This is a genomic window from Streptomyces sp. NPDC107562 (genome assembly GCF_055657325.1).
Map to the genome: position 1 here is coordinate 754,016 of NZ_JBVKBE010000001.1, position 18,774 is coordinate 772,789.

Sequence of the window (18,774 nt, forward strand, 5' to 3'; positions counted from 1 at the left end):
GGCCACCGGCGGCGCACCGGAGGTGACCTCGGCGGTCGGACGACCTGACACGACCCTTCAGCTCGCGTCCCCCGAGCCCTCCCTCTCGACGAGCCCGACCGCGAACGCCTCAAGGGAACCGCTGAGCCTCGGAGCGAAGTTGAGCGCGACGTGCCCCCAGCGCGGTTCCTGCTCGTACAGCGCCGCGAGGGTGGGCGTCGGATGGGACACCTGCCAGAAGCCGGCGGCCAGGGTGATCGCGACGGCCACCAGCTCCTCGATCTGCCCGACGCTCATCGTGCTCGCGGCGCCGAGCGCGGCCGTCATGTCGTCGTGCGCCGCGAAGGCGTTGGTCTTGTACCGGCGGGCTCGCTCGATGTCGACGTCACCCTCGAGGTTCAGGGGGACATGCGTCAGGAGGTCGCAGAACACGGGAAGCCCGGTCAGGGTCCCGCTCACCACGGCCGCGGTCCGCGCGGCGCCCAGTCCGGCACGGCCGCCCACCTCGGCCTTGACCGCGTCGCGCCACCGCCCCCACCCGCGCTCGGCCAGTTCCAGCAGGAGCTCCTCCTTGCTGGCGTAGTACCGCCGTACACCGGTCCGGTGAAGCCCCGCCCGCTCGGTGACGGCCGCCAGCGTGACATGGCGGACGCCGCCCAGTTCGCGCGCGAGCGCCTCCGCGGCATCCAGCAGATCTTCCGCGCGGCGCGCCTTGTCCTCGACCGATCTGGCTCTCTGACGCATCCCGGAATCCTAACGCACCCGGGAGTGCGTTATCTCGCCGAGCCGTGCTACGTTCGGCATAACGCATCACGGCGTGCGTTAAGCCGTGTCCATGAAAGTCGATGGAAGTCGATGGAAGTCGAGGAAAGAGGAATCGCCATGCAAGCTGTCCAGGTGGGCCGGTTCGGCGCCCCGCACGTGCTCGCCCTCGCCGAGGTGCCCGACCCGGTCCCTGGGCCCGGCCAGGTCGCCGTCGACGTGACGCACTCGGCCGTCGGCCTGGTCGACGCCTACATCCGGCAGGGCTTGTTCAAGGACCGTGCCGGGCTGCCGCAGCCGCCGTACGTTCCCGGCCTCGAAGTCGCGGGTACCGTGCGCCGACTCGGCGAGGGGGTCACGGACCTCCGCGTCGGCGAACAGGTGGTGGCACTCTCCGTCAACGGCACCGGCGGCTACGCGCCGATCTACGTCGCCGACCGGGAGCGCGTCGTGTCGACGGAGGGTCACGGCATCGACCCCGCCCTCGCCGTGGCCGTCGTCCCCAACGCGATCATGGCCCATGTCGCGCTCACCCGTGCCATCACGATGTCCCCGGGAGAAAGCATCCTCATCCATGGAGCGCTGGGGGCGCTCCCCGCGGCGTTCCCCGGTATCGCCCGGCAGTTGGGGGCCTCACGCGTGGTCGGCACCGTGCGCGCCGAGCGGCTCGCCGCTGCCACCGCCTCGCGGCTGCCCTACGACGACGTGGTCGACGCCGCCCTGCTGCCCGATGTCCTGGCCGGCGAGAAGTTCGACGTCGTGGTCGACGCCGTCGGCGGCGCCGTCCGCTCCCACAGCCTGGACCTGCTCGCCCTCTCGGGCCGCCTCCTGCTCGTCGGCAACGCGAGCGGGGACTGGAACCACCGTATCGACGGCAACCGGATCTGGCAGAGCAACATCACCGTCGCCGGCTTCAACGCCGGTGGCTACCTCCCGGCCCACCCCGACGCCGTCCCGTCCGCCGCCGAAGCCGCGCTGAAGGCGGTGGCGGCCGGGCTCGCCTCTGTCGAGATCGAACTCCACCCTCTTGCGCAGGCCGCGGCCGCGCACGACCGTCTGGAGAACCACCGGGCCGGCGGCCGGATCGTGCTCACCTCGTGAGCGGCGCCGGTCAGGTGACCAGCAGCCGGTTGAAGAACGACCGGTAGTGGCGCAGGGCCTGGCGAAGGTCCTCGGTGTTCGCCTGCTCGCCGCGGTTCCACTGTCCTTCGAGTTCCTGCTTGTGGTCGGCGAACGTGGTGGCCAGCTGCTGCATGACGTCGGCGACGAGCGCGTCCGCGGTGTGCACCGCGTCACGAGGGTCGTCCACGAACTTGTTCTGCACTTCCTGCCAGCGTGTACGGAACCCTTCCTCGTCCTCCGTGGTGAGGAGCTGCGGCACCTCGTCCTCGGCCTGTCCGCCCTGCGCCACGGCTTCGCGCTCGGTGTCGGCGGGGGGCGCCATGGTCTCCTCGTCGGCGGGCCGCTCGGGCGTGTCGGTGCTCTCGCCGGGGAATGTCGGCACATCGGTCGCCGTGCTCGGTGGGCCCTGCTGCGTGGCCGCCGGGTCCCGGGGGTGGGCGAGGTCTTCGGTGGACAGGCCGCTCGCACCGGCGGTGTCGGGTATGTCTCTGCGTTGCATGTCTCCTCCATTCCGAGGGCCGGTCCGCGCCGCCCGGACCGGGGCTGCCGCGGTCCTGTCGGCCGCGCGGATCAGGCCGGGGCGTGGCGACGGCCGCCGCCGTCGGACAGCAGTTCGTCGAAGAGGGCCCGGTAGTGCACCATCGCCCCGCGCAGCTGTTCGGTGGTCGCCGCGTGCCGGGTGCTCAGCTCGTCGACGTCGTGGGCGGCCCGGTAGTGCTCCAGCGTGCGGCTGTGCTCGACCGAGAGGTCCCTGAGCTGCTGCTCGAAGTCCTGGGTCGGGTAGCCGCGCTCGTGCATCAAGGAGGTCACGAGGCGATCCGCGTCGTGCACCGCGTCCTCGGGGCGGTCCACGAACTCTTCCTGCACGCTGTTCCAGTCCCGGGAGTACCGGTCCCTGACGCCGCTGTCCAGTGGCTTGATGTCCAGCGCGTCGTGCCGCTTCTCGCGGGCCCGGAGCTCACGCTCGCCGGCCATGCGGCTGTCGGCGTCCTCCATCGTTCGCCCGTATTCCGGGCCGAAGCGCTCCTGCAGCTTGCGGCGGCGCATGAACATCGAGATCGCGAAGGCGACCACGGCGATCACCACCACGAGGGGAATGATGATGGCCAGAAGTGTCCCTGTTGACATCAGGCAGGCCTCCTCACTTGCGGGCCCTTTTGTGCCTTTCTCTGCCGAATTGCCGCTTCTTTGCCTTTGAAACGGGGTGCGGAGACCCGGGCGCCGAAGACGCCTCGGACAGGCCGCACCCGGGTGAGGTGTCACCCGGGTGCGGCCGAGCCGGATCAGCAGGTGGCGTTCAGACCGGCCCAGTTGGCCCGGTCGTTGTAGCCGCCGTCCCCGGCGTCGCCGACGACCAGGTCGAGGACCCGGACGCCGGTCAGGTCGACGTCGGCCTCGCGGACGTCGTCGCGGCCGAGCACACCGCTGTCGAACAGCATCCGGCCGTCACCGATGACCTGGAAGGTCGACGTGCCACCGTCGGGGCCGACGTTGCGCACCGCGTCGTCGATGCCGACGGTGGTGGTGAGCCGGGTGCACCGGTCGCCGAGGTAGTAGCGCACCGTGGAGGGCGAGGCGACGCCGATGCCGGTCGGGTGGACCTGGCCGAGCATGCTGATGGGGGACCAGCCTCCGACGCTCCGGTCGACCGTCGGGCTCATCCATCCGCTGGTGGCGCTGATCCAGTCGTGGTGCGACAGGACGACCTCACCGTCCGGAGCCGCCGGTGCCACGACCACCGCCGTGTCCGTCGTCTGCCGCAGCCGTCCCTTTCCGATCACCTCGTACGAAGTGGTGGCGGTCAGTACGGCGTTGCCCGGCGTGGCGCTGGGCGGCAGGGTCACGGTGAAGGCCAGGGTCGCGGACCGGTTCGGGTTCAGCAGCTTCGGCGCCCGGCCGAGCGGCCGGGCCGACCAGCCCGCGGGCACCGCGAGCTCGACCCGCGGCGCGAGGACCGGCCGCGCACCGTCGTTGCGGACGGTGACCTCGACCCGGGTCTGGTCGCCGCCGGCCATCACGGGCGCGACGCCGGCCGGCACGGTGTCGCCACCGACCTGCGTCACCTGCGGCAGACCCGCGACGACGTGCGGAACGCCCGGCTTGCCGGTCGCCCGGCTCACCCGGAACAGGGCCGCGCCGTGGGCCGGGACGGCGGCACTGATCGTGCCGGCGCTCTCGGTGACCTGGTCGGTCCAGGCGTTCTTCAGGGTGAACCGGTCCCCGTGCAGCCCGACCGACTTGGCGGTCGTGGTCAGGGTGGCCGGGCTGTCACCCCGGTTCAGCAGCACCACGGCGCGGTCACCGTCGGCCAGACGCTTCACCCAGGTCTCCGTCGTGCCGGCGGGGCCGACACGGACGGCCTGCACGCCGGCCCTGTCCTGGTTGATCGCGAGGACGTCGCGGTCCTCGAGGATCCCGAGCGAGGTCTCGCTGAGCTTCCGCACGTCGCTGCCGATCACGAGCGGCGCGGCCGCCACCGACCAGAGCGTCATCTGGGTGCGGAACTCCTCGTCGTTCATCCCCAGCTCGGGTCCGAGGTAGTCCGGGTCGTTGAAGTGCCCCGGTCCGGCGACCTCGGGGTGCCGCGCGTTCGCGTCGTAGTTCCGCAGCACGTCCTTGAACTTGATCTCACCGACGAAACCCACGTCCGTGTACGTCCGCCAGGACTGCGCGATCCCCGGCGCATAGCTCCAGGAGTACGTCGACTGCTGCTCCTCCGGGTAGTCGCCCCAGTCCGGGGAGGTCACCGGGTTGCAGAGATTGAAGATCATGGGGCGCCCGGCGGCGTTGTTCCGCAGCGCCTGCGCGAACTCGGTGAAGACGGTCTTGGGGTCGAGGTCCGCGGCGATGCCGCAGAGGTAGTCCACCTTGACCGCGTCGAACTCCCAGGCGGCGAACTGGTCCGCGTCGCGCTGGTAGTAGCCGTGGCTGCCGAGTCCGCACTTGCCCGGGATGTAGGGACCGGCGTCGGTGTAGATGCCGGCCTTCAGGCCCTTGGCGTGGATGTAGTCGACCAGCGGCTTCAGTCCGTTCGGGAACTGGTCGGGGTTGGGCACCAGGTCGCCGGCCGAGCTGCGCGGGGTCGGCGCCGCCCAGTTGCCGTCGATCCAGACGTACTCGTAACCGGCGTCCCGCAGGCCGCTGGTGACGAGGAAGTCGGCTATCGACCTGACCTCGGCGTCGGTCGGATCGCCGCCCAGCGCGTAGTAGGTGTTCCAGCCCATGTACGGCGTCGGGCTCAGCACCTGCTCAGGTGCCGGCGCCGTGCCGACGGCACTGCCGGCCGCGGGGGCGGCGACGGCGGGTGCGTTCACGACCAGCAAGCCGGCCAGAAGAGCCAGGAGGACGGTGAGATGTCGTTTCACATCGGATCCTTCGCTGTCCGATCAGGCGTGCCGACCCGTCCCGGTCGCGAGTCCGAGGTGCCGTTCCCCCGTGGAGGGTGCGGCGGTCGTGCTGCGGACCAGTCGATGCCCGCGCGCCTGCGGGTTGTTGCCAGGATCTTGCAGGGGTTACCGAGGCGCGTCAATAATAATTCCTAAATTAAGAGTTACCGGGATCGCGTCCTTGTCTTCCTCAACTGCCGTGCGTCGACGGACAGCTGAGGTGAAGTCGCACCTCATGGCGGCGTCGCCCGTGCCCGTGCCGGGTGGCTCGATCTGTCGTAGACACGGGGATCGCGCCCCCGGAGACTGGGGCGGTTCCCGGCCGCGACAGCCGTGACAGCCGCGACGAGCTCACCTCCTGGAGACCGCATGCGCACTCACCTGGCCGCTGCCCTCAGCGCCGTAGCGCTGGCCACGGGCACGCTCCTGGGCGCCCCGGCGGCCACGGTCCACGCCGCCGACCACCCGATCAGCGAGTTCGACGTCACCATCGGGAACACGTACACGCGAGGCCTCATCACCTGGTACGACCGGCAGGTCGTCGTGTTCGGGGAGCACAAATCGGTGAGCGACGCCGATCTGGCGAGTTGCCGGGCGACCCGGGCGTACACCCTCGACAGCCATGACGGGCAGTTGGGCGACGGACTCAGCGACAACGTCGTGTGCGGTTCCAGCGCCCGCTTCCACTTCAGCGTGCCCGCGGATGTCCCCGGAGGGGCGGCGGTCGTCCGGATCTGCCTCACCGACGGTCTCCACAAACCCTTGCGCTGCGAGCGTTACGGGCGCTGATCGCGCAGCGGGCCCAAGGGCCTGTCCGGCGGATCATGCCGGAATCGCGCTGATGAGGCACAGTTGCCCGGAGCCGGCCTGATCCGCCGGACAGGCCCTAGGCGTCCCAGGGCGCGGGCCCCGTGCCGTCGCTCCAGGCCCGCAGGGCCGCGCCGTCGACGCAGACGATCCCGCACTGCTCGGCGTACTCGACGGCCGGCGCCGTGAACTCGCTCGTCGTGACGACGACGGCCACGTCGGCCTCGTGGACGGTGTAGCAGGTGCCCCCGAAGCGTTGCAGGTCCTGGGAGCCGCAACGGTTGCTGTCGCAGTAGCGCTTGCACTGCACGACGACGCGCCGCCCGTCCGGAGCGACGGCGAGGACGTCCGCGCCGAGGTCTCCCGCGCCACCGACCACCTCCACCGGGAAGCACCCGTCCCGCTCGCACAGCCCCGCGATCGCCCGCTCGAACTCATCGGCGTCCAGAGCGTCGTAGTCGACAGTCCCGGCTCCGGCCGTGTCGTCCACGTGCACGACCTCCGCCTCCGCCTCGGCCTCGTCCACGACCACGGTCGCCGTGTCGTCCAGGCATGCGGTGCCGGCCACCGGCCCTGCCGCTGCCACGGCGTCGTCGAGCGGAATCGTCAACTCGGTTCCGCTCTCGCCGATGTGCTGCTCGCACGCAAGGGGGGTGCCTGCCGCCAGCGCGGCGTCCACGGCCGGAGTCGCCACGGCAGGGGCCGTCCGCGCCTCCATCAGGTCGAGGGTGGTGTGCGTGGCCTCTTCCAGTGCCGCGGCGGCCCGCAGCGCGGTCCGCTTCGCGGAGAACCCGCGCCGCGTCCTGTGCCTGCGCAGGACGAGGACGGTCGCGGTCACGACGAGGCAGAGCACGACCATCCATACGGGGCTGTGCCGGAGAGCGCCCGCCGCCGAACGGACGACGAAACCGGCGCTGCTCAGCAGGAGCGCGAGCAGCCCGAAGAACACGGCCGTCGCGCGCAGGTCGAAGCTCCGGCGACGGCGGCCACCAGGCCGTATGCGGCGTGTGGGTGTGGTCACGGTGGTGAGACGCCCTCCCTGGTCGACGAAGATCACCAAGCCGTCTGCCCAGAGTTCGCGCACTTGATCAACAACTTGGCCGCCGCTTCACGGAAGCCGGAGTGCTCGCCGCTGTCCTCGGGCGCCCCCGTCGCACCGCGGAGGGCGACCGGACGGTGTGCGACGGGCTGACCGCGGGTCAGTCCAGGCCGGTCGCCCATGCCGTCAGCGCGGCGAAGTCCTCGCCGACCAGGCCGCATCGGGGGTCGATCCGGCGCAGCAGGGCGGGGCCGTCGTGGTGCGCCCGCACCCAGGCGCGATCCGCGTCGGTGATCTCGTCGTCGATCCAGGCGAACGCCCGCCCCTCCGCCCATGCGACGATCTCCGGCGTCTTCCAGAACACACCGCCGCCAGGCTCGGCCCTGCGCGATGACCAGAAGACGCAGGGCAGTTCGGGAAGTCCCAGTAGAGGCGCGACGAAGACGTTGGCCTCCTCCTCCCACGTCGTCGCCCACACCAGGTCGAAGGGGAGCGCGCGCAGCGCGGGCCCGTGCTCCGGGTTGAGCCACACGCGCAGCGGCCTCACCGGCCTGCCGTACAGCCCCCACTCGGCCAGCCGACGCCGCTCGGCGGCCTCCCAGCGCGGCGTCAGCAGCCGGTGCGTCTCGTATCCGTCGGGCCGTCGGTGCGGCTTCGCGGCATACGGGTTCAGGGGTCCGTCCACATCCACCAACAGCACGGGACGCACCGGCTCACCTCCCTCGGTCCTGCCGCGCAGGGTACTGAGCGACGGCAGGATCGCCCAACGGAATGCGATGGGCGGCACCTTGGGGGAGGGTCAGCAGAACCAGCCGTTCTGCACCCAGCCCCGGCGGTTGATGTCGCCGTACGCGAAGCCGTAGACCCACTCCCCGCCGGCCTGCTCGACCAGGAAGGTCTGTCCTCGGTACAGGGTGCCCATCCAGGCCCCGTGGGGGGCGGTGACGCGTACGAAGAGGTCCTGGGCGCAGACGGTCTCCCGTTGACCCACCGTGCCGTTCGCGGACGCGGCAGGGCCGACGGTCATGACGGACATCGCCGCGACGGCCAGGGTCAGGACGGCGAGCTTGCTGGTGCGGGTCATGCGTGGTCCTTCCGTCGTCCGGCTGTGGTCCTCGGTCACCATGATCCGAAGCCCCCCAGGCACTCCTGCCTGACGAAGCCCCAGTCGTTGGGACCGAAGTCGAAGGTGGCCGCCCAGCCGTTGTAGACGGGGTGGGCGCCTCGGGTGTGTCCCACCTTGTCGCCCCGCAGCAGGACCCGTTTCAGGCCGGCCGGCCCCGACGCGCTGTCGTAGTTCGCGTAGAAGCTGGCACTCTCGCAGACGACGACCGCGTGCTCCGGCACCGTCGGCTCGGCCTGCGCGGCACCGGCGGTGCTCAGGACGAGAGCGGCCGTCGCGGAGAGGGCGACACCCAGTGCACTAGTTGCGTTCATGACAATCATGGTGAGGGACGGGCGATGCCCCGTCCAGAACGCGGCGTGTCCGGTGGTCGGCGGGCGGTTGAAGAACAGTTCCGCGCGGCGCCGCGGACCTCTGGCGCGACGAGCGGGGGACGTCCCGAGCACCCACCCGGCCAGGTCATGGGTGCCCGTCCCGGCATGTATCGCCCGATCCGCTCAGCGGTGCTAGAAAGGACCACGTGACCAGGCGTTTCGCCCCCTTCCGGGGTGTGTCGGTACGGCCACGCATCGACAAACGCCCCAGGAGCGTCGCCGGGCAGGCATTCATCCTTCAGGTCGTGGTCGTGGTCCTGCTCGTGTGCGGGACGATCCTGGCGCTCGTACTGCAGTCCCGCTACGAGGGGGACCAGGAGGCCAGGACGCGTTCGGTCGCCGTGGCGGAGACCTTCGCGCACTCGCCCGGCCTGCAGGCGGCCCTCCGGTTGCCCGATCCGTCCCGGGTGCTGCAGCCGATCGCCGAGGAGACCCGTGTGAGCGCCGGCGTCGACTTCATCGTCGTGATGGACACCAAGGGGATCCGCTACACCCATCCGCAGCCGGATCGGATCGGCGGGCGTTTCGTGGGCACCATCGGACCGTCGCTGGCCGGGCGCGTCGTCGTCGAGAGCGTCGACGGTCCCCTCGGCCAAGAGGTCCAGGCGGTGGTCCCGGTGACCGACTCCGACGGCTCCGTCGTCGCCCTGGTCGCCGCCGGCCTCACCGTCGAGAGCGTCACCGGCGCGGTCTACAAGCAGCTGCCGGTCATCCTGGGCACGGGCGCCCTCGCGCTCGCGCTGGCCACCGCGGGCACGGCGCTCGCGGCAAGAAGGCTCAAGCGGCAGACCCGTGGTCTCGGCCCGGCCGAGATGACCCGTATGTACGAGCACCACGACGCCGTGCTGCACGCCGTACGCGAGGGTGTCGTCATCGTCGGCGGCGACGGGCGGCTGCTGCTCGCCAACGACGAGGCCAGACGGCTGCTCGACCTGGATCCCGACAGCGAGGGACGGCGCGTGACCGAGCTGCCCGGTCTCGACGCCGCCACCGCCCGCCTCCTGGCCTCCGGGCAGGCCGCCACGGACGAGGTCCGACTCGCCGGGGACAGGCTCCTGGTGGTCAACCAGCGCCCCACCCACGAGCCGGGCGGCCCGATGGGCACCGTGGCCACGATCCGTGACTCCACCGAGCTGGAGGCGGTGACCGGCCGGGCCGAGGTCGCCCGTACCAGGCTCAAACTCCTGTACGACGCCGGCGTCGGCATCGGCACGACACTCGACGTCAGGCGTACGGCCCAGGAGCTGGCCGATGTCGCGGTACCCCGTTTCGCCGACTTCGTGACCGTGGACATCGCCGACCCCGTCCTGCGGGGCGACGACTCGGATGTGGCGCTGGGTATGCGCCGTACGGCCGTCAGTGGCATCCGCGACGATCACCCGCTCTATCCGCAGGGCCTCCTGATCAACTTCGTGCCGTCGACACCGCAGGCCCGAGGGCTCGGCAGCGGACGGTCGGAGGTGGTGAAAAACCTGTCCGACGCACCGGGGTGGCAGGCTCAGGACCCGGAGAGAACCAGGCGGATCGTGGACTACGGCATCCACTCGCTCATCACGGTGCCGCTCCAGGCCCGGGGGACGATCCTCGGCGTCGCCAACTTCTGGCGCTCGGAGAAACCGGGCCCCTTCGAGGAAGAGGACCTGTCACTGGCCGAGGAACTGGTCGCCCGTGCGGCGGTGGCCGTGGACAACGCGCGCCGCTACACCCGCGAGCACGCCCTGGCCGTGACCCTCCAACGCAGTCTCCTGCCCCGGGCCCTCCCGGAGCAGAGCGCGGTGGAGGTGGCCCACCGCTACCTGCCGGCGCAGTCCGGTGTGGGCGGCGACTGGTTCGACGTGATCCCGCTGCCGGGAAGCCGGGTGGCGCTGGTGGTCGGCGATGTCGTCGGCCACGGTCTGCACGCCGCCGCGACGATGGGCCGTCTGCGTACGGCAGTGCACAACTTCTCCACGCTCGACCTGCCTCCCGACGAGATCCTCGGCCATCTCGACGACCTGGTCGGGGCCAACGACCAGGACGAGACGGACTCCGCCTGGGGGCAGGCGATGACGGGCGCGACCTGCCTCTACGCGATCTACGACCCGGCGTCGAGGCGCTGCTCCATGGCACGTGCCGGGCATGTGCCGCCCGCCGTCGTCCGGCCGGACGGCACGGTGTGGTTCCCCGACCTTCCGGCCGGTCCGCCGCTGGGGCTCGGCGCCATGCCCTTCGAGGCCGTCGAGCTGGAGCTCGCCGAGGGCAGCCAGCTCGTCTTCTACACGGACGGGCTGATCGAGGACCGCCACCGTGACATCGACGTCGGGATCGAGCAACTGCGTCGCGCCCTGGCGTACCCAGGGCGGCCGCCGGAGGAGAGCTGCCGGGCGGTGCTGCGGGCACTGCTGTCCGCCCGGCCCCGGGACGACGTGGCACTGCTCATCGCCCGCACCCGGGTACTGGGACCCGACCGGGTCGCCGAGTGGGTGATCCCGCGTGATCCGAGCGCGGTGGCGAGGCTACGGGCGGCCGCCGCCGCGAAGCTGGAGGAGTGGGGCCTGTCGCAGCTGGCGTTCAGCACCGAACTCGTCCTGAGCGAGCTGGTCACCAACGCCATCCGCCACGGCTCCGGTGCGATCCGGGTCCGGCTCCTGAAGGATCAGGGCCTGACCTGCGAGGTGGCCGACGGGAGCAGCACCTCGCCGCATCTGCGCTACGCCGCCTCGACGGACGAGGGAGGCCGGGGACTTTTCCTCGTCGCCAAGATCACCGAACGCTGGGGTACCCGTTACACCGCCGCCGGCAAGATCATCTGGGCGCAGCAGTCGCTGCCGGACGCGGATCAGGACGCCGCCTCGTTGCTGGACCTGTTCGACACCTCGGCGATGTGACGAGGTCTCCGCCGCCGCGGACGCCGCCGCTGTCGCCGGCGGATCGTCGCCGCCCCCTTGTTGCGGGGTGCCGGTGGTAGGGATGCGGCGGACGGGGCACTCCGGGTGGTAGGCACGCTGCCGTCGCGGGCGGGAGACCGGGCGACGGACGTGTCCGGGACGTGCGGCTTCGGCCGGTGACTCGGTGGGGCGAGGTGGGATGCGTGGACCAGGAGCGTGAGGCGGGCGGGCGGCGGATGCTCGCCGGCCTGCTGGACGCCAGCCATCTGCTGCCCATCGACCGGCTCGGCGAGGTGGCGGCCGAGCACGCCCGCGCTGCCGGCTTCACCAAGGTGTCGATCTACCTGGCCGATCTGCAGCGGCGGGTGGTGCGCCTGCTGACCGACGCGGGGGCACCGGGCGTCGGGCAGCGGACGGAGATCCGGATCGACGGCACCGCGCCGGGACGCGCGTACCAGTACGGCCACATCGTCTCCGCCGACCCGGCGCAGGGCGAGGCCACGGCGTGGTGGGTTCCGATCCTGGACGGCACCGAGCGGCTCGGCCTGCTGTACGCGGCGGCGGAACACGACGACGACCGCACGAAGGAGGACCTGGACCTCCTGGCCGCCCTGCTCGCCCTGATCCTCGTCAGCAAGCGGACCTCCAGCGACACGGTGGCGAAACTGAGCCGCACCGAGCCGTTGAGCATCGCCGCCGAGATGCAGTGGAACCTCATGCCGCCGGGCACCTACGCCGACGGGCGGGTGATCATCTCCGCGTCGATGGAACCGGCCTACCAGATCAGCGGTGACGCCTACGAGTACGCCACCGACGGTCCTCTGGTGCACCTGACCGTCTTCGACGCGATGGGCCACGACACCGCCGCCGGGCTGAGCGCGGCCCTCGCCCTGGGGGCCTGCCGCAACGCCCGCCGGGCCGGGGCCGGCCTTGCCGCCAAAGCCGACAGGGTGGAAGCCGCGCTGATCGAACAGTACGACCACCAGCGTTACGTCACCGGCGTCCTCGCCACCCTCGACACCCGCACCGGCATGCTCAGCTGGGTCAACCGCGGGCACTTGCCGCCCATCGTCATCCGCGGCAGCCGCTGGACCACCCGTCTGCAATGCCCGCCCGCCCATCCCATGGGCACCGGCCTCGGCCTGGACAGCGTCGTGTGCCAGGAGCAACTCGAACCAGGAGACCGCATCGTCCTCTACACCGACGGCATCACCGAGGCCCGCGGCCCGGCCGGAAACGAATTCGGCGTGGACCGTTTCACCGAATTCATCATCCGCCACCACGCGGACGGCCTGCCCGTCCCCGAAACCCTGCGCCGCCTGATCCTCGCCGTCCTCGACCACCACGACGGCAAGCTCCAGGACGACGCCACCGTCCTGCTGTGCGAATGGCTCGGACCGAGCCAGGAGGCCACCGAGACCGCAGCAGCCCTGGTCGGCCTGCCCGAGAGCAGGCCGACCTTCGACCTCCCCGACCCACGGACCAACACAGGGACATGAGTACCGACTTGCGCGTGCACATCACCGAAGAGGCCGACGGCCACCTCGCCGTGGTCTCCGTGTCCGGAGAACTGGACATGCAGACCTCCACAGCGGTGTACCAGCAGACCGCGGCACCGATCTCCGAACACGTCACCGTCGTTCTCGACCTGTCCCAGGTCACCTTCTGCGACTCGTCCGGGTTCAACGCCCTCCTGCGGCTGCGCCGCCGCGCCCAGGAAGCCGGCACCCGGCTGGCGCTCGCCGCCCCGCCTCCCCAGGTGGACCGACTGCTGACACTCACCGGCGCCGGCACCGTCTTTCCCGTCTACCGCAGCCTCGCACAGGCCCTGGCCCACGAATCGTCGCGCGGCGACGGGTCCTGACGTACGAGGGTCGCCCTCGCTCGCCGAGCAGTCAGGTGCGGATCCTCGCGCCTGACAGGAGCGGCCTCTACGATGTCGCCGGAAGGGGAAGGGGAGGGGGCGCGGGGTGCGGGTGTGCTGGTTCTGCGGCGACGCCGCACCGCCGTCGTGGCACGATCGCGTCCTGGGACTGCACCAGGGCGTCGACACCACCATGACCCCGTGGATCGTCGTCCTGCGCACCACGTGGCGTCAGGAAGTCGTCCATGTGCCGCGCTGCGTCCGCTGTCACACCGGGCATCAGATCGAGCGGACCGCGGCGGCGCTCTCCGTGGCCGCGTTGATCGCCTACGCCGCGAGCGGCGAACTGGACCAACTCATCGGTGTCCTCCCGGCGTCCACCGGCGAGCGGGCGGTCGCCGCGATCTGGGCGGCGGTGGCCTGCCTGCCGGGGCTCACCTGGATCGCCCTCAGGCACGCGTGGCTCCCGTGGCGGCGCCTGGCACCCCGGCGTCTGGGCCACGCCCGCCACCACCCGAAGTTCCAGCGGCTGCTGGAGGAGAACTGGAAACCCAGGCCGGGTCCCTTTCCCTACTGGGCGAACCCGCCCCACCCTGATCCCCCGCCGTCGCCGGGCGGATTCCGGCGCGTGGTCGGCCGCCTCATCGACCTGGTCGGCACGGCGTGCGGCATCGGCATCCCCGTCGCCTACTTCCAGGGCTACGAAGAACTGGCCGGAGTCCTCATCGCGGCCACGGCAGGGCTGTTCTTCCTGTCCTCGAAGGTCAGACCCGAGAACTGAGCCCCGTGCTCGCCCCGCCCCGCGGACGGCCTGAAGCGCTATGTCCTGTTTGTTTGGATATTCTGTGACGTGTGATTGAGTCTGGACGGCTGTGGCTCCGTCGTCGCCGTGGCCGGGGGAGGCTAGTGCGGCTGTCGCCGGTGATTCTGACCGTCGTCATCGCCGGCCTCGCCTACGCCACGCCCCCGGAAATGGCCTTCAGCCGTCTCCTGCCCGCGGCGCCGGCACTCGCCGCCGCGATGTGGCCCGTCCTCCCCACGGTTCTGCTGGGGACGGTCTGCCTCTTTCTGATGATCGGCCTCAGCATCGTCTTCCCCGGCCTCGGGACGTGGTGGACGGCCGCGGGAATCATCGCGGTCACGGTGGCGGCTGCGTACGGAAGTCATGTGCGGCTCCAGCGGGAGCGGACCCTCTTTCAGGTGCGGCTCGTCGCCGACGCGGCCCAGCAGGTGGTGCTGAGTCCGATGCCGCGCCGTTTCGGGAGGGTGGAGATCGAGTCGCTGTATCTCGCCGCTGCCGCGGAGGCCCGCATCGGCGGGGACTTCTACGAGGTGGTCGAGACCCGACACGGGGTCAGACTGCTCATCGGCGATGTGCGCGGCAAGGGCCTGCCGGCGGTGGGGGCGGCCGCGGCGATCGTCAACTCCTTCCGGGAGGCGGCCCACGGCGAGGTCGACATGGCCGGCGTCGCGCGCCGCCTCGACGCCAGCAGCACCCGCTACAACGCCGCCTTTCCTCCCGAGAAGCAGCTGGAGCGCTTCGCCACCGCCCTCCTCGTGGAGATCCCGCACGAAGGCCGCCGCCTCGCGATCCTGAACTGCGGGCACCCCCCGCCGCTGCTGCTCAACCGCGGGAAGGTCCGTGTCCTCGAACCCACCAGCCCCTCTCCGCTGCTCAACCTGGCGGAGCTGATCGGCGATCACTACTGCATCGACACCTACGAGTTCACCCCCGGCGACCTGCTTCTCCTCTACACCGACGGAGTCGCCGAGGCCCGCGCCCTGGACGGGGGGTTCTTCCCGCTCGCGTCCTGGATGCGCCAACAGCCCCCGGTGCAGCCGCGCGAGCTGCTGACGGCGCTGCACCGCGACCTCCTCCGCTACAGCAGGGGACGCCTGGACGACGACATCGCCGCACTCGCGGTGCGTCTGTGCGACAACTCCGACTAGCCGGGGGCCGGTCGGGGTTCACCGGCGTTCCGGGAGCGGGTCCGCGAGGTGCCAGCCCTCGGCGAGCAGGGTGTCCACGGCGGCGACGGCGGTCGCGAGTCGCTCTTCGTGCGGGCCGGTGACGACGACGGTACGGCGGCCGCTGTGCGCCAGTTCCGTGGCGAAGCGGTCCGTCATCCAGGGCCGCAGATGCTCTCCGTCGCGCAGCCCGTCGTCCTCGAAGGCGACGCCGTGGTGGTCGGTGAGGATCCAGAGGTGCTGGCGGCCTTGGGCGGCGATCGCCTGAGTGCCGGGGCTGGTGGTGCCCATGTATCGCTCGTGCCAGATGGTCGTGGCGAAGGCGTCGGTGTCGCAGACGAGGACGGGGGACCCGTCCCGCGCGGCTTTCTCCTCCCACCGGGCCTGGCGCCGCGCGATGACGGGGAAGTCGCCGGAACGGAAGCTGACGTCCGGCCAGTTGGCGTCCGGGCGTTCGGCGCGCAGTGCGGCGAGCTTGAGTTCGCTGTACTGACGGCCGTACTCCGGGACGTACCGGGTGCGGGCCCACGGTCCGCCGCGGCGCCGGTAGTGGTCGGCGAGAGCGACGGCCAGGGTGGTGGTGCCGGTGGACTCCGCGCCGAGGACGACGACGCGCCGCGTGAGCGCGGCCCGTACGGGCGGCTCCAGGAAGTCCCAGCAACCGACGGGGTCCTTGCGCACGGCCGTTCCGGAGACGGGGAAGAGGGTGCGGTCAAGGTCGACGCACACGGCGTCGGCGGCGAAACGGCGCCCCAGCTCCTCGCCGTAGGGCTCGGACGTGAAGACGGCGTCCACCCGATCGGGCACCGCCGCACGGAATATGGCCATGTGGGCGGCCCACACGTCGGGGTCCCGGAGGTCGACGGGGATGTCGTCCACGGTGCCGACGACATGGACGTCGGGATGGATCTCGCGCATCCAGGCGACCCGGTCCTCCAGGGGCAGGGTCTCCACGGAGGAGGCGCAGACGAGCACGGTGAGGCGCTCGCAGCGGTCGCGCGCGGTGCGGACCAGGTGATGGTGGCCGGCGTGCGGGGGATAGAACTTGCCGAGGACCAGGCCGTGTCCGTAGCGCTTCATGCCACCGCCTTCACGCGTGGCGCGGGCCGCTCGGTGAGGTCGCGGCTCCAGCCGCGCAGGCCGAGGACGCAGAGCGTCATGAAGCCGACGTACAGCAGGGACGTCAGGTACAGCTCCTTGTAGGCATAGAGCGGCACGTAGACGACGTCGGCGGCGATCCAGAGCCACCAGGACTCCAGCCGCTTGCGGCACTGGCCGTAGGTCGCCGTCAGGGAGAGCGCGGTGGTCAGAGCGTCCCAGAAGGGGACGGTCGAGTCGGTGGCGCGGTCGAGCAGCACGGTGAGGGCGAGGGTCCCCACCACCCCCGCCGTGATCAGCCACGTCCATTCGGTGCGCGAGGTGCGGCGTACCGGGAGCGTGTCGGAGCCTGGTCCACCCCCGTGGGTCCAGGTCCACCAGCCGTACACGGCGAGGGTGATGAAGACGATCTGGAGGCCGGCGTCGGCGTAGAGCCCGGCCTGGGTGAAGAGGAGGATGAAGAAGAGGTTGTTGGCGATGCCGAGGGGCCAGTTGGCGAGGTGCTGGCGGGCGACCAGCCAGACGCAGAGCGCTCCGCTGCCGAATCCGAGGACCTCCGTCCAGCTGATCGGGGTGTCCAGGACGGTGAAGAGCGGTTGTTGAAGGGGTTCGAGTATGTTCGCGAGGCTCACGCCCGCCTCCTTAAAAGTCATGTTGACTATAAAGTGCGACGGGCTTCGGCCACAAGTGCGACAGTCACGAGGGAGCCCGCGGCCCTTGAACGGTCACGATGTCGCCGACGTCGCCCGGGCGATGCGCCAACTCCCGCTGCCTGTGGGAGAAACGGAGTCAGGAGAATCATGGTCGCGTTCCACGCGTCCGCGTTGGACGGCGTCGCCCGCAACCCGGCGCTGCCGACCCCCTTGCTGCTGCGCCTGCTCGCCTTCGACGGCGGCGGTGACGGCCCGCCCCTTCACGCCCTACGGCGGGCTGGACTGCCCGAGCCCGCCGTCGAGGTGATCCTGGCCCACCCGAACCCGAACACCCGGATCGAGTTCGCGACGAGCACCCGAGCCGAACCCGCCCAGCGGGCCCGGCTCGCCGACGACCCTTCCCCCGAGGTGCGGGCCGCTCTCGCGTACGGACCCGAGGGGCGCGACCCGCGTACGACGGTCGCGCCGCTGCCGGACGACGTGTGCGCCCGCCTCCTCGACGACCCTGACCCCGCCGTACGGGCGGCCCTGCTGAAATCGCCCCATCTGACGCCGTCGTTCGTGGCCTCGCTGGCCACGCACCGCGATCCGGCGGCGCGCCGGATCGCGGCCCGGGCAGGGGAGAACCTGTCACCGGCCGAGCGGCAGGCGCTGCGCGCCGACCCCGACCCCGACGTGCGGCGGACCGCCGCGCTGGGGGAGTGCCGGAGGGACCCGCACATCAGCGCCGCACTCCTGCGCGACCCGAACTCCGCCGCCGAGGTGCTGCGCCGGGGGCTCGTCCACCGCACCGACGCCGAACGGTGCCTTGCCCAGCGGACGCACCTGACCGCCCTCGCCGAGAACCCGTCGCTGCCCGTCGACCTCGTGGAACGACTCGCCGTCGACCCCGACGAGGCCGTACGGCTCGCGGTCTCCCTGAGGCCGGAACTGGACGAGGAACGGCGCATGTCCATCGACTTCACGGTGGACGAATTCGCCAGGGCGGACGTGGCGTGGGTACAGGACGGACTCGCAGACCCCGACGTGCTGCGCCGAGCCGCAAGCTCCGCCCACCCGCTCCTGCGGCGCGCCGCCGCCCAGAGCCCCCACCTGCCCCCCGACCTCGTGCGCCTGCTCGCACGCACCGAGGACCCGCTGGTGGATCAACTCCTGGGCGTGCACCACCCCGACGCCCCGGAAGACGTCCTGATGCGTGTGTACGCGCGGCTCGGCGGCACGTTCTCCGCCTGGATGGCGGAGACGCACCCGCGCTTCCCCCGCGAAGGGCTTGCCGCGCGCTACGCGGACCACCCGGACGGCACGTACCGTCGGCTGGCCCTGCGCGACCCGGCCGCCACCCCCGAGTTGGTCGAACGGCTCAGCCATGACCCCGCGGTCTGGACACGGCAGGCGGCGGCCGGCGACTCGCGCCTCCCGCTCCACCGGCTCCTCGAGACCCTCCACATCCCCGAACTGGCCTCCAGCGCGGGTGGAAACCCGGCGCTCCCCGACGACGAGATGGCCGCTGTCCTGGACCGGGCGGGCGTACCCGCCTGACGGCGACCGGGCGTTCGCCGCGTCAGCCAGGAAGCCGCCGGTCGAGGCCGACGCCGAGCGCGCCGTGGCAGCCACGCCACCGAGGACCTTGCGTGGCGCCTCGGGGACGCCAGTGAACTGGTCCTCTTCCTCCATGACCGCAGCACGGCATGCGGAGCGCGGCGTTTTCTCGGTCTCACGGAAAGTCGCTGTG

Annotated in this window: 18 protein-coding genes; 8 read left to right on the top strand and 10 right to left on the bottom strand. The window is 71.4% G+C overall.

Annotated elements, in window-relative coordinates:
- Positions 1–57 precede the first annotated feature (57 nt).
- Positions 58–723, bottom strand: coding sequence for a TetR/AcrR family transcriptional regulator (locus ACZ7LV_RS03365; protein WP_471935198.1), 666 nt, complete (start codon positions 721–723; stop codon positions 58–60).
- A gap of 138 nt (positions 724–861) precedes the next feature.
- On the opposite strand from ACZ7LV_RS03365, the gene ACZ7LV_RS03370 reads away from it, so the two are divergent.
- Complete coding sequence (locus tag ACZ7LV_RS03370) at positions 862–1,842, top strand: quinone oxidoreductase family protein (protein WP_471935200.1); 981 nt, start codon at positions 862–864, stop codon at positions 1,840–1,842.
- Between the two features lie 10 nt (positions 1,843–1,852).
- Here the strand turns inward: ACZ7LV_RS03370 and ACZ7LV_RS03375 are convergent, their stop codons facing one another.
- The 3 genes from ACZ7LV_RS03375 to ACZ7LV_RS03385 form a co-directional block, all read right to left on the bottom strand.
- The gene (locus tag ACZ7LV_RS03375) at positions 1,853–2,362 is read right to left on the bottom strand and encodes a hypothetical protein (RefSeq protein WP_471935202.1); all 510 of its coding nucleotides are present in this window, start codon (positions 2,360–2,362) and stop codon (positions 1,853–1,855) included.
- A 71-nt stretch (positions 2,363–2,433) separates the two neighbouring features.
- Positions 2,434–2,991: a hypothetical protein gene (locus ACZ7LV_RS03380; protein ID WP_471935203.1), complete on the bottom strand. Its 558-nt coding sequence runs from the start codon at positions 2,989–2,991 to the stop codon at positions 2,434–2,436.
- Between the two features lie 155 nt (positions 2,992–3,146).
- Positions 3,147–5,228: an NPCBM/NEW2 domain-containing protein gene (locus ACZ7LV_RS03385; RefSeq protein WP_471935204.1), complete on the bottom strand. Its 2,082-nt coding sequence runs from the start codon at positions 5,226–5,228 to the stop codon at positions 3,147–3,149.
- A 390-nt stretch (positions 5,229–5,618) separates the two neighbouring features.
- On the opposite strand from ACZ7LV_RS03385, the gene ACZ7LV_RS03390 reads away from it, so the two are divergent.
- Positions 5,619–6,038: a hypothetical protein gene (locus ACZ7LV_RS03390; protein ID WP_471935206.1), complete on the top strand. Its 420-nt coding sequence runs from the start codon at positions 5,619–5,621 to the stop codon at positions 6,036–6,038.
- A gap of 97 nt (positions 6,039–6,135) precedes the next feature.
- Here ACZ7LV_RS03390 and ACZ7LV_RS03395 read toward each other — a convergent pair whose 3' ends face one another.
- The 4 genes from ACZ7LV_RS03395 to ACZ7LV_RS03410 all read right to left on the bottom strand — a co-directional run bounded on the left by ACZ7LV_RS03395 (position 6,136) and on the right by ACZ7LV_RS03410 (position 8,532).
- Entirely contained in the window at positions 6,136–7,077 is a 942-nt protein-coding gene (locus ACZ7LV_RS03395; RefSeq protein WP_471935207.1) for a restriction endonuclease, read from the bottom strand.
- Positions 7,078–7,255: 178 nt separating this feature from the next.
- The gene (locus ACZ7LV_RS03400; RefSeq protein ID WP_471936089.1) at positions 7,256–7,795 is read right to left on the bottom strand and encodes a hypothetical protein; all 540 of its coding nucleotides are present in this window, start codon (positions 7,793–7,795) and stop codon (positions 7,256–7,258) included.
- A gap of 99 nt (positions 7,796–7,894) precedes the next feature.
- Positions 7,895–8,179 (bottom strand): hypothetical protein, encoded by a 285-nt coding sequence (locus tag ACZ7LV_RS03405; protein WP_471935209.1) that lies wholly within the window; start codon positions 8,177–8,179, stop codon positions 7,895–7,897.
- Between the two features lie 35 nt (positions 8,180–8,214).
- Positions 8,215–8,532: a hypothetical protein gene (locus ACZ7LV_RS03410; protein WP_471935211.1), complete on the bottom strand. Its 318-nt coding sequence runs from the start codon at positions 8,530–8,532 to the stop codon at positions 8,215–8,217.
- Between the two features lie 236 nt (positions 8,533–8,768).
- On the opposite strand from ACZ7LV_RS03410, the gene ACZ7LV_RS03415 reads away from it, so the two are divergent.
- From ACZ7LV_RS03415 to ACZ7LV_RS03435, 5 genes are all read left to right on the top strand, one after another.
- Positions 8,769–11,459: a SpoIIE family protein phosphatase gene (locus ACZ7LV_RS03415; RefSeq protein ID WP_471936091.1), complete on the top strand. Its 2,691-nt coding sequence runs from the start codon at positions 8,769–8,771 to the stop codon at positions 11,457–11,459.
- Between the two features lie 236 nt (positions 11,460–11,695).
- Positions 11,696–12,958 carry a PP2C family protein-serine/threonine phosphatase gene (locus ACZ7LV_RS03420; RefSeq protein WP_471936093.1) on the top strand — a complete coding sequence of 421 codons (1,263 nt, stop codon included), beginning with the start codon at positions 11,696–11,698 and terminating at the stop codon, positions 12,956–12,958.
- Complete coding sequence (locus tag ACZ7LV_RS03425; RefSeq protein WP_471935213.1) at positions 12,955–13,323, top strand: STAS domain-containing protein; 369 nt, start codon at positions 12,955–12,957, stop codon at positions 13,321–13,323. Before ACZ7LV_RS03420 ends, ACZ7LV_RS03425 begins: the two co-directional genes overlap by 4 nt.
- A 106-nt stretch (positions 13,324–13,429) precedes the next feature.
- Positions 13,430–14,104 (top strand): hypothetical protein, encoded by a 675-nt coding sequence (locus ACZ7LV_RS03430; RefSeq protein ID WP_471935215.1) that lies wholly within the window; start codon positions 13,430–13,432, stop codon positions 14,102–14,104.
- Between the two features lie 71 nt (positions 14,105–14,175).
- A complete protein-coding gene (locus tag ACZ7LV_RS03435) occupies positions 14,176–15,273 on the top strand; it encodes a PP2C family protein-serine/threonine phosphatase (RefSeq protein WP_471935217.1) in 1,098 nt (365 codons plus the stop codon).
- Between the two features lie 18 nt (positions 15,274–15,291).
- Here the strand turns inward: ACZ7LV_RS03435 and ACZ7LV_RS03440 are convergent, their stop codons facing one another.
- Together ACZ7LV_RS03440 and pnuC are read right to left on the bottom strand one after the other, a co-directional pair.
- Positions 15,292–16,371: an AAA family ATPase gene (locus tag ACZ7LV_RS03440; protein WP_471935219.1), complete on the bottom strand. Its 1,080-nt coding sequence runs from the start codon at positions 16,369–16,371 to the stop codon at positions 15,292–15,294.
- A complete protein-coding gene (gene pnuC / locus ACZ7LV_RS03445) occupies positions 16,368–17,021 on the bottom strand; it encodes a nicotinamide riboside transporter PnuC (RefSeq protein WP_471935221.1) in 654 nt (217 codons plus the stop codon). Before pnuC ends, ACZ7LV_RS03440 begins: the two co-directional genes overlap by 4 nt.
- A gap of 168 nt (positions 17,022–17,189) precedes the next feature.
- On the opposite strand from pnuC, the gene ACZ7LV_RS03450 reads away from it, so the two are divergent.
- Positions 17,190–18,581 carry a Mucin-2 gene (locus ACZ7LV_RS03450; protein ID WP_471935223.1) on the top strand — a complete coding sequence of 464 codons (1,392 nt, stop codon included), beginning with the start codon at positions 17,190–17,192 and terminating at the stop codon, positions 18,579–18,581.
- The last annotated feature ends 193 nt before the right edge of the window (positions 18,582–18,774 follow it).

What these genes read in the sequence shown, in the direction of transcription:
- ACZ7LV_RS03450 (WP_471935223.1), top strand. Translation starts at nt 17,190, where the DNA reads ATGGTCGCGTTCCACGCGTCCGCGTTGGACGGCGTCGCCCGCAACCCG.
- ACZ7LV_RS03405 (WP_471935209.1), bottom strand. Translation starts at nt 8,179, where the DNA reads ATGACCCGCACCAGCAAGCTCGCCGTCCTGACCCTGGCCGTCGCGGCG.
- ACZ7LV_RS03370 (WP_471935200.1), top strand. Translation starts at nt 862, where the DNA reads ATGCAAGCTGTCCAGGTGGGCCGGTTCGGCGCCCCGCACGTGCTCGCC.
- ACZ7LV_RS03390 (WP_471935206.1), top strand. Translation starts at nt 5,619, where the DNA reads ATGCGCACTCACCTGGCCGCTGCCCTCAGCGCCGTAGCGCTGGCCACG.
- ACZ7LV_RS03420 (WP_471936093.1), top strand. Translation starts at nt 11,696, where the DNA reads ATGCTCGCCGGCCTGCTGGACGCCAGCCATCTGCTGCCCATCGACCGG.
- ACZ7LV_RS03410 (WP_471935211.1), bottom strand. Translation starts at nt 8,532, where the DNA reads ATGAACGCAACTAGTGCACTGGGTGTCGCCCTCTCCGCGACGGCCGCT.
- ACZ7LV_RS03375 (WP_471935202.1), bottom strand. Translation starts at nt 2,362, where the DNA reads ATGCAACGCAGAGACATACCCGACACCGCCGGTGCGAGCGGCCTGTCC.
- ACZ7LV_RS03425 (WP_471935213.1), top strand. Translation starts at nt 12,955, where the DNA reads ATGAGTACCGACTTGCGCGTGCACATCACCGAAGAGGCCGACGGCCAC.
- ACZ7LV_RS03440 (WP_471935219.1), bottom strand. Translation starts at nt 16,371, where the DNA reads ATGAAGCGCTACGGACACGGCCTGGTCCTCGGCAAGTTCTATCCCCCG.
- ACZ7LV_RS03380 (WP_471935203.1), bottom strand. Translation starts at nt 2,991, where the DNA reads ATGTCAACAGGGACACTTCTGGCCATCATCATTCCCCTCGTGGTGGTG.
- ACZ7LV_RS03365 (WP_471935198.1), bottom strand. Translation starts at nt 723, where the DNA reads ATGCGTCAGAGAGCCAGATCGGTCGAGGACAAGGCGCGCCGCGCGGAA.